We start from the raw sequence: 18,135 nt of genomic DNA, 5'->3' as shown, positions 1-18,135 counted from the left end.
TCGGCGGACTCGGGGGCCACCAGCCGACCCTGAAGTTTGGATGGTGCTCATTTCGGCTCGAAACCCGATATCAACCAGTGGGATCCGACCTTGTCGAGGCTGACCTGGACTACGGAGTCGGTCTCTGTCGGCGCGTCTTTGCCCACAGTGGTGGTTTGGTCGACGAACACCATGACGATGGCACGGTTCTTGCTTACGGAGACGGAGGCGGCGGCTGACACCCTGGCGGTGGCTGAGATTCGTTGCTGCTGTGCCCCAGGAATGACGACATCCTCCGTCAACGATGTGTATGAACCGCGAAATGGTCCCGTCAGTCGATCCCGCGCAGCCTTCAATTTCTCGGCTGCCGTTTCGGGTGTGTAGGACAGCATCGCGACCGTAGCTTCGGTGGCGACCTGAACGGTTTCAACGCGGGCGCGATCCTCGTCACCGGCGGTCCCTTCTTGATACTTGAAGTAGGCCGCGCCCAGCGCGAGCAACAACGCGATAGAGGGCAAGAGCCAGAATCCGAGCATCCGCACGAAAGTGCCGCGACGATTGTCTGTCGAGGCAATATCATTGCGGTTCAAGCGTTCTGGCGATACGGCGGCCTCGCATCCCGACGCGCTGTTCGATGTTTTCCCGGGTGTTGGTGGTTGGTCGTCGGCTCCGGCGGAGTGGGCGGCGTCGCCGTCATCGGGCTCGACTTTCGCTGGTGAATTCCTCATACCACGAACTCCACGTCGGCGACCTTCGCATCGTTGCCGACTTTCTGCACCGTGACGCGCATTCGCCATGACCGGGGTTCCTGTTCTGGCCCATCGCCGACAGTGGTCTTCACGCTGACCGCGACCAGCACCTGGGCCGTGTCACGGGAATGCGATTCCAAGCCGGCCTCGGTAATGGTGCCCGCCGATTTCGACTTTACTTTGTTGACCACGTCGATGAACGGCTGTGACCGCTGGGAGAACTCGTCGTAGAACGTGCCGATAGCCGAGTCGAGAATGCGCTTGACATCGACGTCGGCGTGCTGCCAGTCGATCGTGGTCAGATTCAGTGCGCCTTGCCGTCCGACCTGCACGAATAGCTGACGTTGTTCGGCGGCCTGATGCGCTTGGTGGGTCTGGAAGCCGAGCCAACTGGTCAGTGCTCCCATCGTCACGGCTGCTACCGATCCCATCACAAGCGCCAGTCGCTGCGGCGGCATTCGGTTGCGCCAGGCGCGAGAGGTGTCCCGCTGGCGTTTGCCGTCGACGACTTCGGTGTCCTCGCTGTCGGCGCCCGCACCGCCAGCGCCCTTGTCGGTGCCGACATCGAGGGTGTCATCAGGGGCAGGCGAGCACGGTGTGGGATCGTCGCCCGCGGGGTCGTCGGCGGTGTGGATGGTCACGGATCACCGTCCTTTGGCGGAAGCAGCATGTCCTGCCAGGTGTGCTGCCCGGCAGCATTCTGGCCCAAATCCGCTTGCCTGTACTGTTTGCCATCAGGTCCGATGTAGCTGCCGGTGCTCGGGTCGTACTCGGCGACCGCAATCGGGGCGGTCACCGGCACAGGGGGGGGCGGGTCTGGCGGCGGCTGCGGAACCGGCTGACCGGACAGCGTCGCGTTCGGATCACCTTTCCAGTTGGTGCCCTCATTGAGCGGTACGTAGTTCTCGTCGCTCTCGCACATCTTCACCGTCGGCGCGCGCTTCCCCGGCCGAGTCACACACGGCAGGTTGCGGGCCCCGCGGACGTTCGTGAGGCCGGACTCCTGCGGGATCCGACAGTACAAGTCACCTGGCGGCTTCGGTGGATAATCCACTTCAGACGGTGCGCGTTGTTGTTGGGCAGGTAGGTATCCCGTTCTGCATGGCGGGGGCACATTGAGGTTCAGGTTGAACGACAGGAACAGGCCTTTGTAGTCCTGTTTGGTGTTCCGGTTGGCCAGCGCGGCACCCTGGAGGCCGGCGATCTCGATCGGATACAGGGCGAGGATCTGCTCGAGGTTGGGTTGATAGGTCAGCGCCACCTGCCCGAGGCTGACCAGATTGGCCAGCAGGATGGGCAGGGTGGGCTGTACCCGTTCGAAGAGCTGACGTACCTGGTCTGCGGCGGGGGGTCCGTTGACCAGTAAGCCCTGCACCGATTCATCCTGCAGCTGCAGCTGATTGGTGACTTGAGCGAGGTTGCTCGCCCAGGTCTGGATGGAATCGGAGGTTTCGGTTTGGGTGTCGAGGATGGGTTTGGCGTCGTCGATGAGGGTGGTCAGGGCGGGTAGGTTGTTGCGCGTGTCGATGGCCAGCGTGGTGGCGCCCCGGGTCAGCCGGGCCAGGTCGGGACCCAGGCCGCCGAAAGCGGTGTAGGACTCGTCGATGACCGTCGTGAGGTTGTCGCGGGGGATCGCCTGAACACCGGTGTTGACCGCGCGTAGCAAGGCGTTGATGTCGGGGGGCACCGAGGTGCGGTCGGCCGGGATGACGTCGCCGTTCTTCAGCGGCGCACCGTCACCGCTTCGCGGCACGAGGTCGACGAACAACTCGCCGACCGCGGTCTGGCTGCCCACGTGGGCATCGAGGTCTGCTGGGATCTTGGTGTCCGATTGCAGCGACAGCATGGCGTCGACCCCGGCGTCGCTGAGGCGGACGTCTGTGACCCGGCCCACCGTTGTGCCCCGGTAGGTGACGTTGGCGTCGCGGTACAGGCTTGCTGCGTCCTGAAGCTTCATGGTGACTTGGTAGCGGCCGACACCGAAGAGCAGGCTTGGCAGCCGAAGATAGGCGAAGGCCATGCTTCCACCGGCCACCACGGTCACCATGGCGAAGATGGCCAGTTGCAGCCGGACTCGTTTGCTCAGGTACATTACGGTCCTTGATCCAGCCGGTAGGGGACGATCAACGGGTTTCGCGCGGTGTAGGGGCTGGGCAGTTGCCCGATCGTGCGGCCCCACTGCAATTCCAGTTCGGTGAGGTGCCCTTCGAACCGGGTACCGGTGAACAGCCCCGCGTCGATACGACTCAAAGTCAGGTCCACGATCGTGGTGATGTTGGCGTAGTCACCGCGCCACCACTTGGTCAGGTTGTCTTTCACGAACGGAATCGTGGTGAACAGGTTCAGGGACCGGGTCAGCGCCGGGCCGGCGTTAGCCAGTGATTCCAGTACCGGTCCCATGTCGTTCAGGATCTGGATCAACGACTCTTGGGACTGGTTGACCGTGTCGGCGGCCAGCGCGCTGAATTTGCCGAGCTGGTCGACCGCCTCCACCAGCTGATCGCGTTCGGCGTTGATAACCGCCAGCGCGTCGGGGATTGTTTCCAGGGCCTTGTCGATGATCGGCTTTTGCGCCGCGAACTGGGCGACCAGATCGTTGAGGCTCTGGGTGGCTGCGATGATGTCGCCGATTTGACCGTTGACGTTCGCGGTGAAGGTGTCCAATTGTGTAAGCAGGCTGCGGAAGTCGGCTTCGCGGCCTCCCAGCGCAGACGTGAGGGCGGTGGTGATGTCCTGTACTTGCCCCACTCCGCCACCGTTGAGCAGGAGGGATACCGACGCCAGGGTCTGTTCGGTAGACGGGTAAGCCCCAGCTGAGGTCAACGGGATCAGTGAACCGGCCCGGAGTTTTCCCGCGGGACGAACATCGGTGGGGGGTGCCAACTCGATGTGCAGTGAGCCCAGCAGGCTGGTTTGACCCAACGACACGGTCGAGTTGGCGGGAAGGTCGACGTCGCCGTTGAGTGCGAGTGTGAGCAGCGCATGCCAGCCTCGACGCTCGATCTTCGTGACGGTGCCCACATTGACGTCGCCCACGCGGACACGTGAGTTCGGCTGAAGGGTTTCGACATCGGGCATTTCGGCCTGAATCGTGTAGGAGCCCTGCCCGTGGCCTTGCGTCCCGGGCAGCCGAAAGGAGTTCAACCCGCGAAAGCCGCATCCCGACAGCCCGGCGACGGTCAGCGCGATCATGATCACCGCGGCGGCGCGGGCAGGCCTCGTGCATGTCATGAGCCGCCCCCGATTGGAATCATCATGCCGGGCAACCCGGCGGCTGGGTCGGTCTGCCGATTCGACGGGCCGGGAATCGGCACTTCGGCCGGCAGCGCTGGCCCGGTAAGCGGTGGCGGCGCGTCCGGGTCGGCGCCGGTCGCGGCCGGCAGCGTCGGCTGCGGCGGAACGTAGTCCGGGCGCATCCAATCCTCGCTGTAGGTGACTTCATTCGGTCGAACAGTCGCACCGACGAAGGGGTTGACCCCGATCGGCGGGAAGTTGTATTGGCGGTTCTTGATGATCGGCGCCAAGTACTGCACACATAATTTCGCCGACTGCTCGTTGTTCAGTCGCGAGGCGGCCTGCACTGCGCCGCACAAAAAGGTGATCGGATCGGAGAAGTTGGCGACATTAAGAGCTCCGGTGAGCGTGCCCTGGGCGGGCTGGTAGAGGTTGGCGGCGTTGGACAGCGTCGTCGGCGCGATGTGCAGCAGCTGTTCGATGTCGTCGGTGCTGTCTGTCAGCGCCTGTGAAACCGACGTCAACTTGTCCGAGGTGGCGCCGATCGTGTCGCGGTTTGCGGCGACGAACGCGGTCACCTCGCCCACCACGTCATTGAGGTTTTTCACCGCGTCCCCGACTTCGGTGGGCTCGTTGGCCAAAAGCCCGGTGACCGACGCAAGGTTCTGATTCAGCTGACGTATCAGGACGGTGCTGTCCTGCAGCGCCGAGACCAGTGTCGACAGGTTTCTGACGCTGGTGAAGATGTCCGGGCTGTGATCGGCGAGCGCGGACACCGATTGGGACAGCCTGATGATGGCGTCGCGGATCGCCGGACCCTGACCGCGCAAGTTGTCGGCGGCGGTGTTCACCAGGGAGCCCAGCGTGCTCACTTCGCCCGGCTCGGTGGGCTGCAGCAAAGCGGTCAGCCGTTCGAGCTGTTGGCGGAATTCGTCGAACTCCACCGGAACAGCGGTGCGCGCCCGGGGGATGGTCGCGTTGTTCTGCAGCGTCGGGCCACCAGTGTAGCCCGGGGTTAATTGGATGGCGCGGGACGTGACCAGTGTCGGGGATAAGATCACGGCTTTGGCGTCGGCGGGCACCGGGTATTTCGCGTCGAACCAGAAGGTGATTCTGACCTGTGTGGGTTGCGGTTCGATGGCCTCGATCCTGCCGACGCGGACGCCCTTGATGCGGACGTCGTCGCCGACGAACACACCGTTGCTGTTGTCGAAGTAGGCGACGACGTGAACACGATCGAGCTCGTGTGCCGCGCGTGTCACCGCAATCGCGCCGCCCACGACGAGGCTGACCAAAATGATTGCCAATCCGAGTTTGGTCCGAGAGTTCGTCATCGTCTGCCTTGGGGGATCGAGGAATCTGTTGGTCCCGGCGCGACTTCGTCGGGCGCCGGCACGACGACCGGGCTTGGGGTCGGCGGCTGCGGGGCCTGCTGATCGGGTGGTGGCGGTGCCGGCGGACCTGGTGGGGGACCACCTCGCGGAGGGGCCGGTACCGATTCGCGATACGGGTAGCGGGGATCACCCGGGTTTCCGGTGATCGCGTCGGGCAGAGTCAGTTTGGGGTCGCCCCCTTGGCCGGTCCTCGGATACGGAATCGGCAGCGCCGGGGTGCCGGGCTGGCCCACCTGAGGGTCGGTGCGCTCAGAAGGTAAGAGCACGTTGGGATCCAGACCGAGATCGGAGAACGCCGCATCGACGAACGGTTGGATGAACTGTCCGGGCACGAGGTTGGCGAGGTAGGCGTTGAAGAAGGGGCCGGCTGCGATAGTCTCGCCGAACTGCATCGCGTAGGCGGCCAGACCCTTGATGGATTCTTGGATCTGAGCTTTCCGGTTGTCGAGGATCGCGAGAACCCCGTTTAGTTTCTCGAGGGCGGGTTTGAGTGTTGTCTTGTTCTCGGCGATGAAGCCCGCGAGTTGGCGACTTACCGCGGAGATGCTGGTCGAGATCTCGTCGAGCGCTGCGCTTTGGGTGCGCAGCTGCGCCAACACCGCGTTGGTGTCGGAGATCAGCCGCACGATGTCGTTGCTGCGTTCGCCCAGGACGGTCGTCGCCTTGGCGGCATTGGCCAGTAAGTCGCGCAGCTGGGCGTCGCGCTGGTTGAGGGTTTCCGAGAAGCGGGCGATCCCGGCGACGGCGAACCGCAGATCGTCGGGGGTGTCTTGGAGGGTCTGGGACAGCACTGCCAGCGAAGCGGACAGCTGGCCGGTGTCGAGTCCGCTGATGGTGGTCGTGAGGTCTCCGATAGCGTCCGGCAACTGGTACGGCGAAGTGGTCCGCTCAACGGGGATGGTGCCCGCAAGCGTCCCGGCGCCGCGGCTGGTTAGGTCGAGGACCTTATTGCCGAGCACACTGGTCGTCTTGACCGCAGCCTCGGTACGGTCGCCCAGCCGGATGCCGTCGGCTACCGTGAACGTGACCAGTACCCACTGCCCGTCGAGGGTGATGCTCTGCACTTGGCCGGCGGGAGCCCCCGACACCCGCACCGGAGCGCCGGTGGTCAGTCCGCCGGCCTCGTCGAAATACGCCGAATAGCTCTTGCCGGAGGAAACGAACGGCAGCTTGTTGTAGTTGAGCGCACCAGCGACGATAGCCGCGGTGAGAAGGACACCGATGGCGCCGATGACAATGACGTTGCGCTCGCTGAAGGTCTTCATTGGGGCGTGCACCTACCGCTGGATTGTTCGACCAGTTTGATGTACACCGGCTGCCCACCCTTCCCATTGACTTTCAGCAGCAGATCGCACAGGTAGAAGGTGAAGTAGTTGCCGTAGAGACCTTGCCGGAGCATTACCCGATATGTGTCGGGCAGGGTGTTCAGGAGGTTGTCGAAGTAGTCGCGATCGGCGAGCACAGCGGTCGCGGTGCGATCGGTTTCATGGACCGTTTTCTGCAGCGGTGGTCGTGCTTGGGCGAGAAGGTCGGCGATCGAGCGGGCGGCCTCGTTGGCGTAGGCCACTCCGTTGCTAATGTCCTGTTTACGGGCTTGAAGTCCGTGCACGAGCTGCGACAGTGAGTCGATGGCCTTGCCGAACTGGTCGCTGTGCCCGGCCAGCGATCCCAACACCACGTTCAAGTTGACGATGGTTTGCCCGATGAGCTCGTCCCGGTCGGCCAGGGTGTTCGTTAGCGCTGCGGTCTGAGCCAGTATGGAACCGATCGTGGCGCCTTGCCCCTGAAAGGCTGCGATGAGCTGGCTGGTGAGGGTGTTGACTTGGGTGGGGTCTAGCGCGTTCAGCAGAGGCCGGAAGCCCCCGATCACGGCGTCGAGATCCAGTGCCGGCGCGGTGCGGTCCAACGGGATTGCGTCGCCGGGCCGCAGTTTCGTGGTTCCGCCCGCGCCTTCCTCGATCGCCAGGTAACGGTCGCCGATCAGGTTGTCGTATTTGATGACAGCGCGGCTGCCGTCGGTGAGTACCACCGAGTCGTCGGCCCCGAACTCGACCGCCACGGTGGAATCATCCCGGACAGCGAGGGTTCTGACCTTGCCGACCTCGACACCGGCGATGCGGACAAAGTCGCCGCTCGTCAGTCCGCTGACATTCGCGAACACAGCGGTGTAGCGCTGTTCGCGCTCGAAGCGCAGCTGCGCGAAGACGGCGATGAGGGCGAAGGCACCCAGAGCGCACACGACGACGAAGATTCCGAGGCGCCACAAGACGGCCGACATCTTATTGGTCACGGCGATGCTCCCCTCCGACGTTTACAGGTATTTTTCGACGATCTGCGCGGCCGGCGGTCACGGTGTGGGTCCTGCGGAGGGCGGTGGCGGGACCGGGACACCGGGATAGAGGGGCGTTCCGTCGGGGCCATACTGGGGAGCGCCGTAGGGCGGTGCACCGGGGTAGGGCATCGGTCCGGGTGCTGGGCCGCCCGGGTAACGGATGCTCGGCGGTTCGGGGACCGCCCGAGTCACCGGGAAATAGTTGGCGTACCCGGGGAAGCCGATGCCGGGATTGGGTCGCCAATCTAGTCCGGTGCCGAACCCGGTATTGGCGATCAGCTGGCGCACCGGGAAGTCCTGGGCGACGTCGGGCAGCGAGCCGCAGCTGGGCTTACCACCTTCCCCGCCCTTAGCGGCGTTGATGGGCCGATGGTCCGGATAACGGTATGGATCGTCTCCCAGCAGCAGCGCAGCGTCCATGATGAGAGACTTGCCGTTTCCGCCGAGCATGTCGGCATAGCCGTTGTCGAGTGTGGTCTTGGCGCCAACAAACAAGCAGGTGAGCATAGGGTTGTACTTCATCAGCAAGTTCGTTGTGGGTTCCAGCAGGTTGACCGCTTTCACCAGGTTGTCTTTGCTGGCGCCTAGCAGGTCGATTCCGCTGCGGGATAGCCCCACCACGTTGAGCAGCAGCGTGTCGAGTTGCTGAGCGTGGCTGGTGATTGTTGCGCTGGTGGTGGTCGCCGCGGCTACGGTGTCGATGATGTCCTTGGCTGCCGCACTGTAAGTGTCGCTGACACCTTTGAGCGCGCGGAAGTCCTCGCGCACAGTGTCGGTGCGTGGATTCAGCTCAAGTAGAACTTGATTGCTCGCGGTGATCGCTTCACCGATCCTGTCGCCTTGTCCTCGCACCCCTTCGGCGAGCGCGCTAAGTACGGCGTTGAGCTTGAGCGGGTCGATCGTCTTGATCAGCTGCACCACATTTTGGAACACGGTGTTGACCTCGGTGGCGGTGTTCTGTGATGTCAATACTGCTCCCGCGGACAGCCGCTGCGGGCTGGGGTCGGGTGGGTAGACAAGGTCGACGTACTTCGCCCCGAACAAGGACACGGATTGGATGCGTGCCTCGACGTTGGCCGGGATGTGTCGGATCTGGTCGGGGTGGATGGCCAGCTGGATGCGCGGGGCATCCCCGCCGGTGACCGCGCTGACGCGGCCGATCTGCACCCCGCGCATCTTGACCCGCGAGTTGGGCTCCAGCACCAGACCCGAGCGGTCCGCTGTCAGGGTCACCGGCACGGTCGGGGTGAACGTCCTGTTGAACATGGCCAGACTCAGCACCACCGCCGCCACGATGCCCGTGACCAGCAACATCGCCCACCACCCGGGGGAGATCCGCCGAGCACCCGTACCGTCAGCCATGCGCCTCACCCCGCGTAGTTGAAGGTGCCGGTCTGGCCGTAGAGAGCCAGAGTGACCAAGAGAATCACCATCTGCGAGGCGATCAGCGACGTCCGGGTCGCGCGCCCGACCGCCTCACCCACACCGGCGGGACCGCCAGTGGCGTTGAGTCCGTAGTACGTGTGGATCAGCAGGATCACCAGCGCTGCGGCGACCGTGACGGCGAAGGAGAAGAACACGGCTTGCGGACTGAGAAAGGTGTCGAAGTAATGGCCGAACACTCCGGACCCCTGCCCATAGAACGCGGTGGTGATGACCCGCACCGCGAAGAACGACATCAACAAGGCCACGCAGTACAGCGGGACGACCACGATCACGCCGGCGAGCAGACGAGTTGAGGCTAGGTAGGCGATCGGCCGGATGCCCATCACCGCGAGCGCGTCGACCTCCTCGTTGATTTTCATCGCACCGAGCTGCGCGGTGGTACCAGCACCGATCGTGGCGGCGAACGCGAAGGCCGAGCTGGCCGGGGTGACCAACCGAACGTTGACGAACGCCGACGTGAAGCCGGCCAGCGCTTCCACGCCGACTTGCGACATCTGGTTGAAGGCCTGACTCGCCAGAGCGGCGCTGGTCGACAAGTTCAGGAAGGCGACGACAGCGACTGTGCCACCCACCACCGCCAAGGATCCTGCGCCGAGACCAATCGCGGCGATCTGGCGTAGCACCTCGGCACGGTAGGTCGTGGCCGCCTGCACGGTCGAGCTGATCGACTGACCGTAGAAGCGGGCCTGCTCGCCAAGCTCTCTCCACCCGGCCCTCCACTGACTCAAAACGCGAGCACTGCGGGGATATCTTTGCCTTAAGACCGCGCTTGTGCTCATTTCGTGACCTCGAATCCGACCGCGGTGACGATGGCATTGACGACGAACAGCAGCAAGAACGCGATCACAACGGTTTCGTTGACCGCGTTACCCACGCCGGCCGCGCCTTTTTGCACGCGCAAACCCTGATAGCAGGCGATCAGACCCGCCACGAAACCGAATAGTGTGGCCTTGACGAGGGACACGAGGACATCGCCGAGACCGGTGAGCAGCGTCATGCTGGCGACGAAGGACCCGGGTGTCACGTGCTGGAAGTACACCGAGAACAGAAAAGCGCCCACCAGGCCGGTCAGGGTCACGACGGCGGACAGAAGCACCGCGACCGTCGTCGTCGCCAGCACCCTGGGGACGACGAGAGAGTGGATCGGGTCAAGGCCGAGGACCCGCATCGCGTCGACTTCTTCGCGGATGGTGCGCGACCCCAGATCGGCGCACATCGCCGAAGCGCCGGCACCGGCGACGACGAGAACGGTGACGAAGGGGCCGATCTGGTTGACCGCGCCCAAAGCTGCGCCGGTACCGGAGAAGTCGGCGGCGCCGAATTCGCCGAGCAACGTGTTGAAGGTAAATGATGTCAAGACCACGAGGGGAATCGACAACGTCAGCGCGGGAACCATGGACACCCGCGCCACGAACCAGCATTGAAGCAGATACTCGCGCCCCTGGAACGGTGGTTTCACCATGCTGACGAACATGTCCAGCGTCATCGCGTAGAGCCCGCCGATCACGCTGAGCGGTTTCAACGCTTTGACGTCAGCCGCAGTCGGGAAGGCTTCGACCGTGTTACGGAGCGTAAAGCGTTTCACTCGAAGCCCCCATTACCTTGCTGAGGTGCGACTCCGGGACCGGAGTCGGCGTCGCCGCGGCCACTCCGACGCCAACAGCACCGCCAGAATGCGTCCGTGACAGCAGGTACGGCGAGACCGCATCGCCCGATCAGCGGGACCCCCCAAACGGTCATTTCGCTGCTTCCGGGAGCGGCTCATCAGAGATTTCAGCCGTCACGTAAATTGCTGGCCGCAGCGTGATGTCGAAACGCAGTCCGATGTCGTCGCGGGTGGCAATAAGGGCTTGCCGCCGCTCGGCGGGCAGGCGGCGGAGCAGGGAGTCTTTGGCGAGATGGCACCCTGGAAGGTAGGCGCGGGTGATCAGCCGATCGAGAAGCCCGCGGGCATGTACTGACACCGCAATGAACGGCGCTGTTCCGTGCTCGGGTGCTCGAGGCGGCACCATTCTCATGCTGTAACGACCCTGTTGGTCGGTGATGACGCTCTTCGGGAGGGTGTAGTTCCGGCCGTCGCACCGCAGCCGTCCGATCTTCGTCGCCGCGTTGTTGTCGTCGCCCGCGGAATGCCAGGTCTCGATCAGGACGTTAGGAACTCGTCGACCATCTTCATCCGTGATCACCCCGTGAAACTGAATGGCCCCGGACGCACCGACCGCCCGGTCGCACTGCCACCGTGAAACAGCTGCCATCTCAATCTCCCCAGACGAGTCCGTCGACCTGGCCCACGAGGCGGAGTCCGGCGCCGAGCACCGCCATGTTGGCCATCGCCACCTTGATCGGGCCGACGAATTTGATCTTGCGCGTTGAGATGGCGTTCGCAATGCCGAGCTCGCCATCCGCGACCCGGTGCCAGACGCTCGCGGTGGCAGTCAGAACGAAGTCAGGCTTTCGCCCTTCGATCTGCACCCCGCCGTAGACGGCCTCACCTTCGGTGATCGCCAACTGTGAGACCTGGTCGTTGGCGTCCTGAACTCGCCATTCGATGAGCATGCTCAACTCTTTGGCGCCCTGCCGGATCTCGGCCGAGTCGTTCCACAGGTCGCGGTACGCGCGTGCCCACTCGGGCGACATCAACGCAACGGCACTCATTATCGAATCCTCTCTTTCGGTCGACGAGTCAAACGGGGTACACCAGATAGCGCGGCGGAGTGTTGTCCACCACCACGAATTTCTGCTGAAACAGCGCGGTTTCACCGTCGAAGACGACGACGTCTTCGCTGTAGCCGCTGACCAAGATCCCGGGCTCGCCGGAGGCGCCGGTGTAGGTGACGAGGACGTTGGACCGTACGTCCCAGCGGTCTTCGCCGAGCTCACGCATCGCCACACGCTGCTGAAAGTGGCGGGTGTCGTAGGGTTCAACCGTGCCCGCCCAGACCTCCTGGATCATCTTCACGCGGTCGGCCAGCCGTTCTCGGCAATCGTCCATCATGTACGCCAGCGGCAGCCCCTCACGGACGTTCTCCATCGCGCGCACCTCGTAGGCACATTCCGGCGCGAACAGGGCAAGCCACGCGGTGAAGTCTTGATCGTCGACTGCGCGGGCGTAGGCTGCCAGCAGTTCGTCCACCAGGTACGCGGCACGTGCCCGCCGATCTTCGACGCTCGATGTCAGCAAAACTCCATCACCTCCTGGTAGTGCGCCCACCAGCCGGTATTGGCGACCTCGTCGTTCTGCGACGACTCCGACAATGGTCGGCCGACGCCGGCGACAAAGCGCTGATAGCCGCCGTCACGCGCGGTCGCCTGCACGCGGTTGTAGACGGCGGCGTCCTCGATACTGATGAAGCCGCTCGGCCCCAGCAGGTTTGACGACTGGCGGACTCGGTGGCGTGCGAAGTCCTCGGTGTCACTGGCATGGCCGAAGAACGTGTATCGCACCTCGGTTCGATCAACCCCCAGCGGGCGGGCGTACCGGATGTTGATTGTGTCGACGTGACGCACGATCCCGGTAACCGGCCGTAACGCAATCACGCGGGCTCGGCTGTCATCCCCCATCCGCGTGACCACACTCGGGTCAGCCAGGAAACCGTTGTCCACGTAGGGTTGCGCATCGTACAGAATCGACATGTGCCCATAGGGCTTGCTGACCAAGACGTTTCCGCTGCCGCCCTGCCAGTTGAGCAGTTTGAATGCGCTGTGCAGCAGCGGCGCGTGATAGGGATCGTTGTCGATGTAGGTTTTCCAATTACTCTGAAACACCACCGTCTGGTAGCCCAGCAACGTCAAGTTCCCGTCATCGACCATGCAGTCGCGCAACGGATCCGCGCTATCGCCGAGATAATCGTCGAACGGCGGCGGCTGCTCAGCCATGCTGACGAAGATCAAACCCCACGCCTCGACTGCGTGCAGCTCCCGGAGGCCGTAGTCCTCCTCGCGAAAGTCCGGGCGAAACTGCATGCGGCGGGGCGCGCCGGCGAAACGGCCGTCATTGTTGAAGAGCCACCGGTGATACGGACACTCGAATCGCTCCGCCACCCCGCACCGGCGCTGTTCCAGTAGCGTTCCCCGATGGGCGCAGGAGTTGACGAACACGCGGATGCGGTCATCGCCGTCCCTCACCATCAGCAGCGGCACGTCGGCCAGCCATCTCGTCCGGAAGGCGTTGCGCTTGGCCAGCTCGGCCCGGTGCGCGATCGGATGCCAGTAGGGGCCATAGAAGATGCGGGTGAGCTCTTCCCGGTAGACGTCGGGGTCGCTGAACACCTCCTTGGGGATGTCCGCGGCAGAGGTGAACCGTTTCCGGATCGCCGGCTGTACGTGGTCGAACTCCAGCGTCGGTCCGTGCTTCACTGCGCTGTTCCCTTCTTCGGCGTCGCGATGTGGGTGATCGCGCCCAGGCCGTCGGCCAGGCACTTCCAGGTGTGGCCCTCGTCTTCCGACACGTAAAGCCCACCCGCCGTGGTGCCGTGGTACAGCAGCAGCTCGCCGCCATCAGTGAGCTCGCCCTCCAGCGCCCAGACCATGTCGAACAGGCCGCGGTCGTCCTCGGTATCCAGCCGTACCCAGGAGGCGCCACCGTCGTTGCTGCGGAAGAATCCCACGTCGGCGCCGCGGCGTCGGCGCAGTTTGGACGGCGACAAGAAATAGACGTTGCCGCTGAGCACGCCCATCACCAGCCGGCGCACTGCGGCCCACTTCGGTGGGATGCCGTCGGCGGCGGCGAGGAACACCACGTCGGGGTCGGCAGGATGCACCACGATCGCGTCTTCGGTGTAGTTGCGCTCGCCAAGTCCGTTGTTGGACTGCACCCAACTCGATCCGCGGTCGGTGCTGCGGTAAATGCCCTTGCCGCCGCGGTAAGGCTTGGTGTCCTGGCCGGTGGTGACGATGAGCCGGTCGGGAGCTTCCGGGTGCAGGACCACGCGGTGGATGTCGTGACCGAGGCCATCGATCTCCTCCCACGTCTGTCCCCGGTCCCGGGTGATCAGGAGGGATCCAACTTCAATGCCGACGTAGACGACGTCAGCTTCTAGTGGGTGCACGGCGATGGTACGGACGTGCGCGATTCCCGGGCGGATGGGGAAGCTCCACCTTTTCGCTTCGGGTACGCCGAGGACGTTTCCACACTCGGCCCAGATCCCGTCTTGCCACCGCAGCAAGTGCGCTGGTTCTGTTCCGGCGTAGAGCGCGTTGGGCGTGTGCGGGTCGAACGCCAGCGCGCGCACGTCGCGGTGGGCGAGGCCATCGCCGAGGTCAGTCCAGTGGTCTGCGCCCGCGGTGGCCAGAAACACGCCGTGCTTGTGGACGGCGACGGCGACGCGCTCGTCCTGGACAGCCATGGCCATGACCTGCCCCGGCAACTCGGGCCAGGCCCGGGCCTTGCCGTCGCCGGACACGGTGAATACACCGCGGCTTGTCGCGGCAACGACCATCAAGCCTCCCTCACTCACGGCTTCACCAGCACCTTGACCAGACCCTCCCGGCCCTCCAATAGCCCGCCCAATCCCTCCTTGACGGCGCGGTCCAGCGGGACTCGAGCGGTGATTTGCGGCGCGAGCGCGAGTTTTCCGTCGGCGATCAGGGCGAGAACGGCCGGGAAATCGTCGAACATGTCGTAACCGAAAACCATCCGGAGCTGAATCTCCTTGAGCAGATGGCGGTTGACATCGAGCGAGGCCGCGCCGGCCCACGACGACATCTCCATGAAACGGCCCTGTTTGCGGAGGCAGTCCAGGCCCTGTGTGAACGCCTCCGCGCTGCCCGCCACATGGAAGACCACGTCCACCCCTACGCCGCGGGTCTCCTCCAGGATGCACGCGGTGGTCCCGGGGTCATGCGGATCGAGCACCAACGTGGCGCCGAGGTCGCGCGCCAGGCTGGCCCGCACGCCGCTTGGTTCCGTGACGAAGATTCGCGCAGCTCCGGCCGCGCGTGCACACTGGATCACGGTGAGCCCGAGTGCCCCGGCACCGAGGACCATCACCGTTTCGCCGAGGAGCAGTTCCGCTCGCCGCACCGCGTGGAACGCCACCGCCGTCGGCTCGGTCAGCGCCGCCTCCTCGAGGTCCACCACGTCCGGCACTCGGACTGCGAGCCGAGAGGGCACTGCGACGTAGTTCGCGAGGCCTCCGTTTCGGGTGAAGCCGATCCATCCTGGGCGCTGGCACAGGTGGTAGAGCGACCGGTGGCAGTAGTGGCAGCTCCCGCAGAAATCCATCGGGATCACCGCGGCGCCCTCCCCGATGCGGGATTGGTCGACGCCCGCTCCGACCTCCACGATCCGGCCCGAGACCTCGTGACCGAGCACCACCGGCGGCTGCGAGAAGGTGGGCCCCGCGACATACTCGTGGAGGTCAGTTCCACACAGTCCTGTCGCCGCCACTTCGATGATGACCTCACCGTCCTGCGGCGCCGGGTCTGGCACCGACGTCAGACGGACGTCGTTGGTGCCGTTGAGAACGATCGCTTCCATCTCAGCTCGCGATGCTTTCGTGGGTCCGGTGCCGATTCCAGCGGTTGGGGATCATGCTCATACCGCCTCGAACGCCCGGAAAGTGACGCCGGCGGTCATGCCTCCGTCGACCGGCAGTACGGCACCGGTGATGTAGGACGCCTCGGGCGAGGCAAGAAACACAGCCGGCGCCGCGATCTCGTCTGGTCCTGCGAAACGCTGCATCGCGCAGAGGTCCACCATCATCGAGGCGTGTTCGGGGTGCTCGGCCAGGAACCGTTCGATCCTCGGCGTGCGGGTGCCCCCGGGGGCGATCGCGTTCACGCGGATGTTGTCGCGGGCGAAGTCGAGGGCCATGTTCTTCGTGAGCAGCACGACCCCGCCTTTGCTTGCGCTGTAGGCGGAGCACCTGTTCTCGGCGAGGATCCCGGCCGTCGACGCGACGTTGACGATCGACCCGCCGCCACCCTGGCGCAGGAGTGGGATGACGGGTTTGGACATCTGAAAGACACTGCCGAGGTTCATGTCGATCTGGCTGCGCCACTGCTCCTCGCTGATCTCCTCCACGTTGCGGGCCAGGCTCCCGCCGACGACGTTGAACAGTGTGTCGAGCCGCCCGAACTCGGTCAGCGCCCGTTCGACGACACTGTCGGCAACCTCGCTGAGGCAAACGTCGCCGGCGACGCCGCAAACCGCCGCGCCGGACTCGGCCAATTCGGCCACGGCGGCATCGAGGCCCTCGCCGTCGGTGTCGGCCATGACACAGCACCCACCTTCGCGGCACCACCGCAGGGCGATCGCCTTTCCGATTCCCGCGGCGGCGGCGGTGACGATTGCGACCCGGCGGTCCCCCGCCGTCATGGCACTCACGCGGCGCCGATCGTTGTACGGGCGCATTTCGCGCACAGCCTGGGCAGCAGCTTCATCAAGCACGCCCGCCGAATGCGGGAGGCTGACCCATGTATTCCAGCCATCTCCCCCAAAACCGCCGCTGATTCTGCTCGGCGTACCCGCTCGGGAGGGCCTCTCCCGGCCCTGGCCAGTCGGTGAGCGGAGTCAAGTCCATGCCCATTTCGTAGTTCAGCAGGCCTGCACCGGCGAACGGGCCCTGGACAGATTCGGTGATGGCCTTCCATGCCTCGGCGTCGTCCTGTTCGAAAACCCCGCCTGGGCCGAAGTTGTTGACGTAGGACGCCTGGGACGCTTCGCGCAACCATTCCGGAGCATCGCGTTCGACCAGGAACCAGGAGAGGATCTCCATCCGATCATGGGAGAGCGGATGCCATACCCGGAACGTGATGAAGGGGGTAGGGGGCGACATGTGGTCCGGCGCGATGGTCACGTTGATGAACGACAGATTCGGGAACACGGTGCCGTGAATAAAGGCTGAGCGTCGCATCATGTCCTTGTGTGCCGGCGACGGGTAGGACGTCGCCATCTGGTCGACGACTTCGTCGGGGTATCCCTCGTACTCGGGAAAATCGGCGAGCGTGGGCGGAAAGCCGAGTACGCCGACGCCGTGGCCGTTCTGCAGCGAGATCTCCGCTGGTGCGCTCGCGAAGTTTGGATCACCGGGCGCCATGCCTAGCTCGACCATCGAGCGGTGAGCAAAGAGGGTGTGGTAGGAGTCGCCGACGAAATTGTCGGCGGCTGTCTTCCAGTTCGCTGACATCACCCATCGATGCGGTGCCCCTATCACCTCCAGACCGCCCGCTGTCTTCTTCGCAATGAGGTCGAGGTAGAAGGTCGTGTCGCCGAGGTAGTCGGTCAGGCTCGGCGCCTTCGGATCGACGCTGCCGAAGATGAATCCGGCGTACGAGTCGACATGGGGGATGTGACGTAATCCCCACTGCGACTTGTCGAAGCCGCCGGGATAGGCCTCCCTCATCGCCGGCACGCCGACGAGCTCTCCGGTGTTGCTGTACACCCAGCCGTGGTACGGGCATTGGAAGTGCTCGGTGTTTCCCATCTCAGCGCGGCACACGAGCGCACCACGGTGGCGACAAGAATTGGACAGCGCCTGGATGCGGCCGGAGTTGTCCCGGCAAACGATCACCGAATCGGCCCCGATGTGCCGCACGACGAAGTCGCCGGACTTGGCCAACTCCGACTCGTGTCCGAGAAACACCCAGGCGCGCCCGAAGATCCGCTCCATCTCGATCGTGTGTAGCGCGGGATCGCTGACGACGCGGGCCGGTAAGCGCCCGACCTTGAGCCCGTCCGCTACCTCCCGCAACGCGCGCCGCAGGTAGGGATCGGTCGCGTCAGCTGTTCCGGTTGTTTCGGTGGTCATATGGTTGGGCCCTTTCTGGAATCGGCGATATCCACGCGGAGGTGGTGAACGGAGCTGGCCCTACAGGACTACCGACAGGTTGTCGATAGGCAACGTCGAGTGGTCGAGCAACACCTCGCGCCGAGCGAGCCGCAGCGAATCGTCGGTCCGGCGCAACACGTCGACCCGTTCGGCCGACAGCAACTCCCAGCGGCCGCTGTCTCCGCGGCTGCGGAAGAACAAGAGATTCGAGCGCACGGTCAACTCATCAG

General features: G+C 64.5%; 19 protein-coding genes. All 19 read right to left on the bottom strand.

Annotated elements, in window-relative coordinates; translation table 11 throughout:
• Positions 1-47: 47 nt before the first annotated feature.
• The gene (locus tag BHQ18_RS27145; RefSeq protein WP_069416758.1) at positions 48-707 is read right to left on the bottom strand and encodes a hypothetical protein; all 660 of its coding nucleotides are present in this window, start codon (positions 705-707) and stop codon (positions 48-50) included.
• Positions 704-1,369, bottom strand: a complete 666-nt coding sequence (locus BHQ18_RS27140; protein WP_069416757.1) for an Rv1363c family protein — start codon at positions 1,367-1,369, stop codon at positions 704-706. Before BHQ18_RS27140 ends, BHQ18_RS27145 begins: the two co-directional genes overlap by 4 nt.
• Positions 1,366-2,820 carry an MCE family protein gene (locus tag BHQ18_RS27135; RefSeq protein WP_069416756.1) on the bottom strand — a complete coding sequence of 485 codons (1,455 nt, stop codon included), beginning with the start codon at positions 2,818-2,820 and terminating at the stop codon, positions 1,366-1,368. Before BHQ18_RS27135 ends, BHQ18_RS27140 begins: the two co-directional genes overlap by 4 nt.
• A complete protein-coding gene (locus tag BHQ18_RS27130; protein ID WP_069416755.1) occupies positions 2,820-3,959 on the bottom strand; it encodes an MCE family protein in 1,140 nt (379 codons plus the stop codon). Before BHQ18_RS27130 ends, BHQ18_RS27135 begins: the two co-directional genes overlap by 1 nt.
• Entirely contained in the window at positions 3,956-5,296 is a 1,341-nt protein-coding gene (locus tag BHQ18_RS27125; protein WP_069416754.1) for an MCE family protein, read from the bottom strand. Before BHQ18_RS27125 ends, BHQ18_RS27130 begins: the two co-directional genes overlap by 4 nt.
• Positions 5,293-6,621: an MCE family protein gene (locus tag BHQ18_RS27120; RefSeq protein WP_069416753.1), complete on the bottom strand. Its 1,329-nt coding sequence runs from the start codon at positions 6,619-6,621 to the stop codon at positions 5,293-5,295. The genes BHQ18_RS27125 and BHQ18_RS27120 overlap by 4 nt, the downstream gene beginning before the upstream one ends.
• Positions 6,618-7,646 (bottom strand): MCE family protein, encoded by a 1,029-nt coding sequence (locus tag BHQ18_RS27115; RefSeq protein ID WP_069416752.1) that lies wholly within the window; start codon positions 7,644-7,646, stop codon positions 6,618-6,620. Before BHQ18_RS27115 ends, BHQ18_RS27120 begins: the two co-directional genes overlap by 4 nt.
• Before the next feature lie 57 nt (positions 7,647-7,703).
• Entirely contained in the window at positions 7,704-9,050 is a 1,347-nt protein-coding gene (locus BHQ18_RS27110; protein WP_069416751.1) for an MCE family protein, read from the bottom strand.
• A gap of 5 nt (positions 9,051-9,055) precedes the next feature.
• On the bottom strand, positions 9,056-9,913 hold the full coding sequence (locus BHQ18_RS27105) for an ABC transporter permease (protein WP_069416750.1): 858 nt from the start codon (positions 9,911-9,913) through the stop codon (positions 9,056-9,058).
• Entirely contained in the window at positions 9,910-10,719 is an 810-nt protein-coding gene (locus BHQ18_RS27100) for an MlaE family ABC transporter permease (protein WP_069416749.1), read from the bottom strand. Before BHQ18_RS27100 ends, BHQ18_RS27105 begins: the two co-directional genes overlap by 4 nt.
• 151 nt (positions 10,720-10,870) lie before the next feature.
• Positions 10,871-11,389, bottom strand: a complete 519-nt coding sequence (locus tag BHQ18_RS27095) for a dioxygenase family protein (protein WP_069416748.1) — start codon at positions 11,387-11,389, stop codon at positions 10,871-10,873.
• Position 11,390: 1 nt separating this feature from the next.
• Positions 11,391-11,789: an SCP2 sterol-binding domain-containing protein gene (locus tag BHQ18_RS27090; protein ID WP_069416747.1), complete on the bottom strand. Its 399-nt coding sequence runs from the start codon at positions 11,787-11,789 to the stop codon at positions 11,391-11,393.
• A 28-nt stretch (positions 11,790-11,817) separates the two neighbouring features.
• Positions 11,818-12,267: an aromatic-ring-hydroxylating dioxygenase subunit beta gene (locus BHQ18_RS27085; protein WP_234794334.1), complete on the bottom strand. Its 450-nt coding sequence runs from the start codon at positions 12,265-12,267 to the stop codon at positions 11,818-11,820.
• 41 nt (positions 12,268-12,308) lie between these two features.
• Entirely contained in the window at positions 12,309-13,490 is a 1,182-nt protein-coding gene (locus tag BHQ18_RS27080) for an aromatic ring-hydroxylating oxygenase subunit alpha (protein WP_069416745.1), read from the bottom strand.
• Positions 13,487-14,572 (bottom strand): beta propeller repeat protein, encoded by a 1,086-nt coding sequence (locus BHQ18_RS27075; RefSeq protein ID WP_069416744.1) that lies wholly within the window; start codon positions 14,570-14,572, stop codon positions 13,487-13,489. The genes BHQ18_RS27080 and BHQ18_RS27075 overlap by 4 nt, the downstream gene beginning before the upstream one ends.
• A gap of 14 nt (positions 14,573-14,586) precedes the next feature.
• Entirely contained in the window at positions 14,587-15,612 is a 1,026-nt protein-coding gene (locus BHQ18_RS27070; protein WP_069416743.1) for a 2,3-butanediol dehydrogenase, read from the bottom strand.
• Between the two features lie 57 nt (positions 15,613-15,669).
• Positions 15,670-16,452 carry an SDR family NAD(P)-dependent oxidoreductase gene (locus BHQ18_RS27065; RefSeq protein ID WP_069416775.1) on the bottom strand — a complete coding sequence of 261 codons (783 nt, stop codon included), beginning with the start codon at positions 16,450-16,452 and terminating at the stop codon, positions 15,670-15,672.
• A 64-nt stretch (positions 16,453-16,516) separates the two neighbouring features.
• Complete coding sequence (locus BHQ18_RS27060) at positions 16,517-17,884, bottom strand: aromatic ring-hydroxylating dioxygenase subunit alpha (protein ID WP_069416742.1); 1,368 nt, start codon at positions 17,882-17,884, stop codon at positions 16,517-16,519.
• A 60-nt stretch (positions 17,885-17,944) separates the two neighbouring features.
• Positions 17,945-18,135 (bottom strand): aromatic-ring-hydroxylating dioxygenase subunit beta (locus tag BHQ18_RS27055; RefSeq protein WP_234794333.1); only part of this gene is annotated, 191 nt, incomplete at its 5' end.

It is taken from the genome of Mycolicibacterium flavescens (genome assembly GCF_001722335.1).
GTDB lineage: Bacteria > Actinomycetota > Actinomycetes > Mycobacteriales > Mycobacteriaceae > Mycobacterium > Mycobacterium flavescens.
The sequence above is the reverse complement of the archived record's forward strand: the minus strand, read 5'-3'. Positions and strand labels throughout refer to the sequence as shown.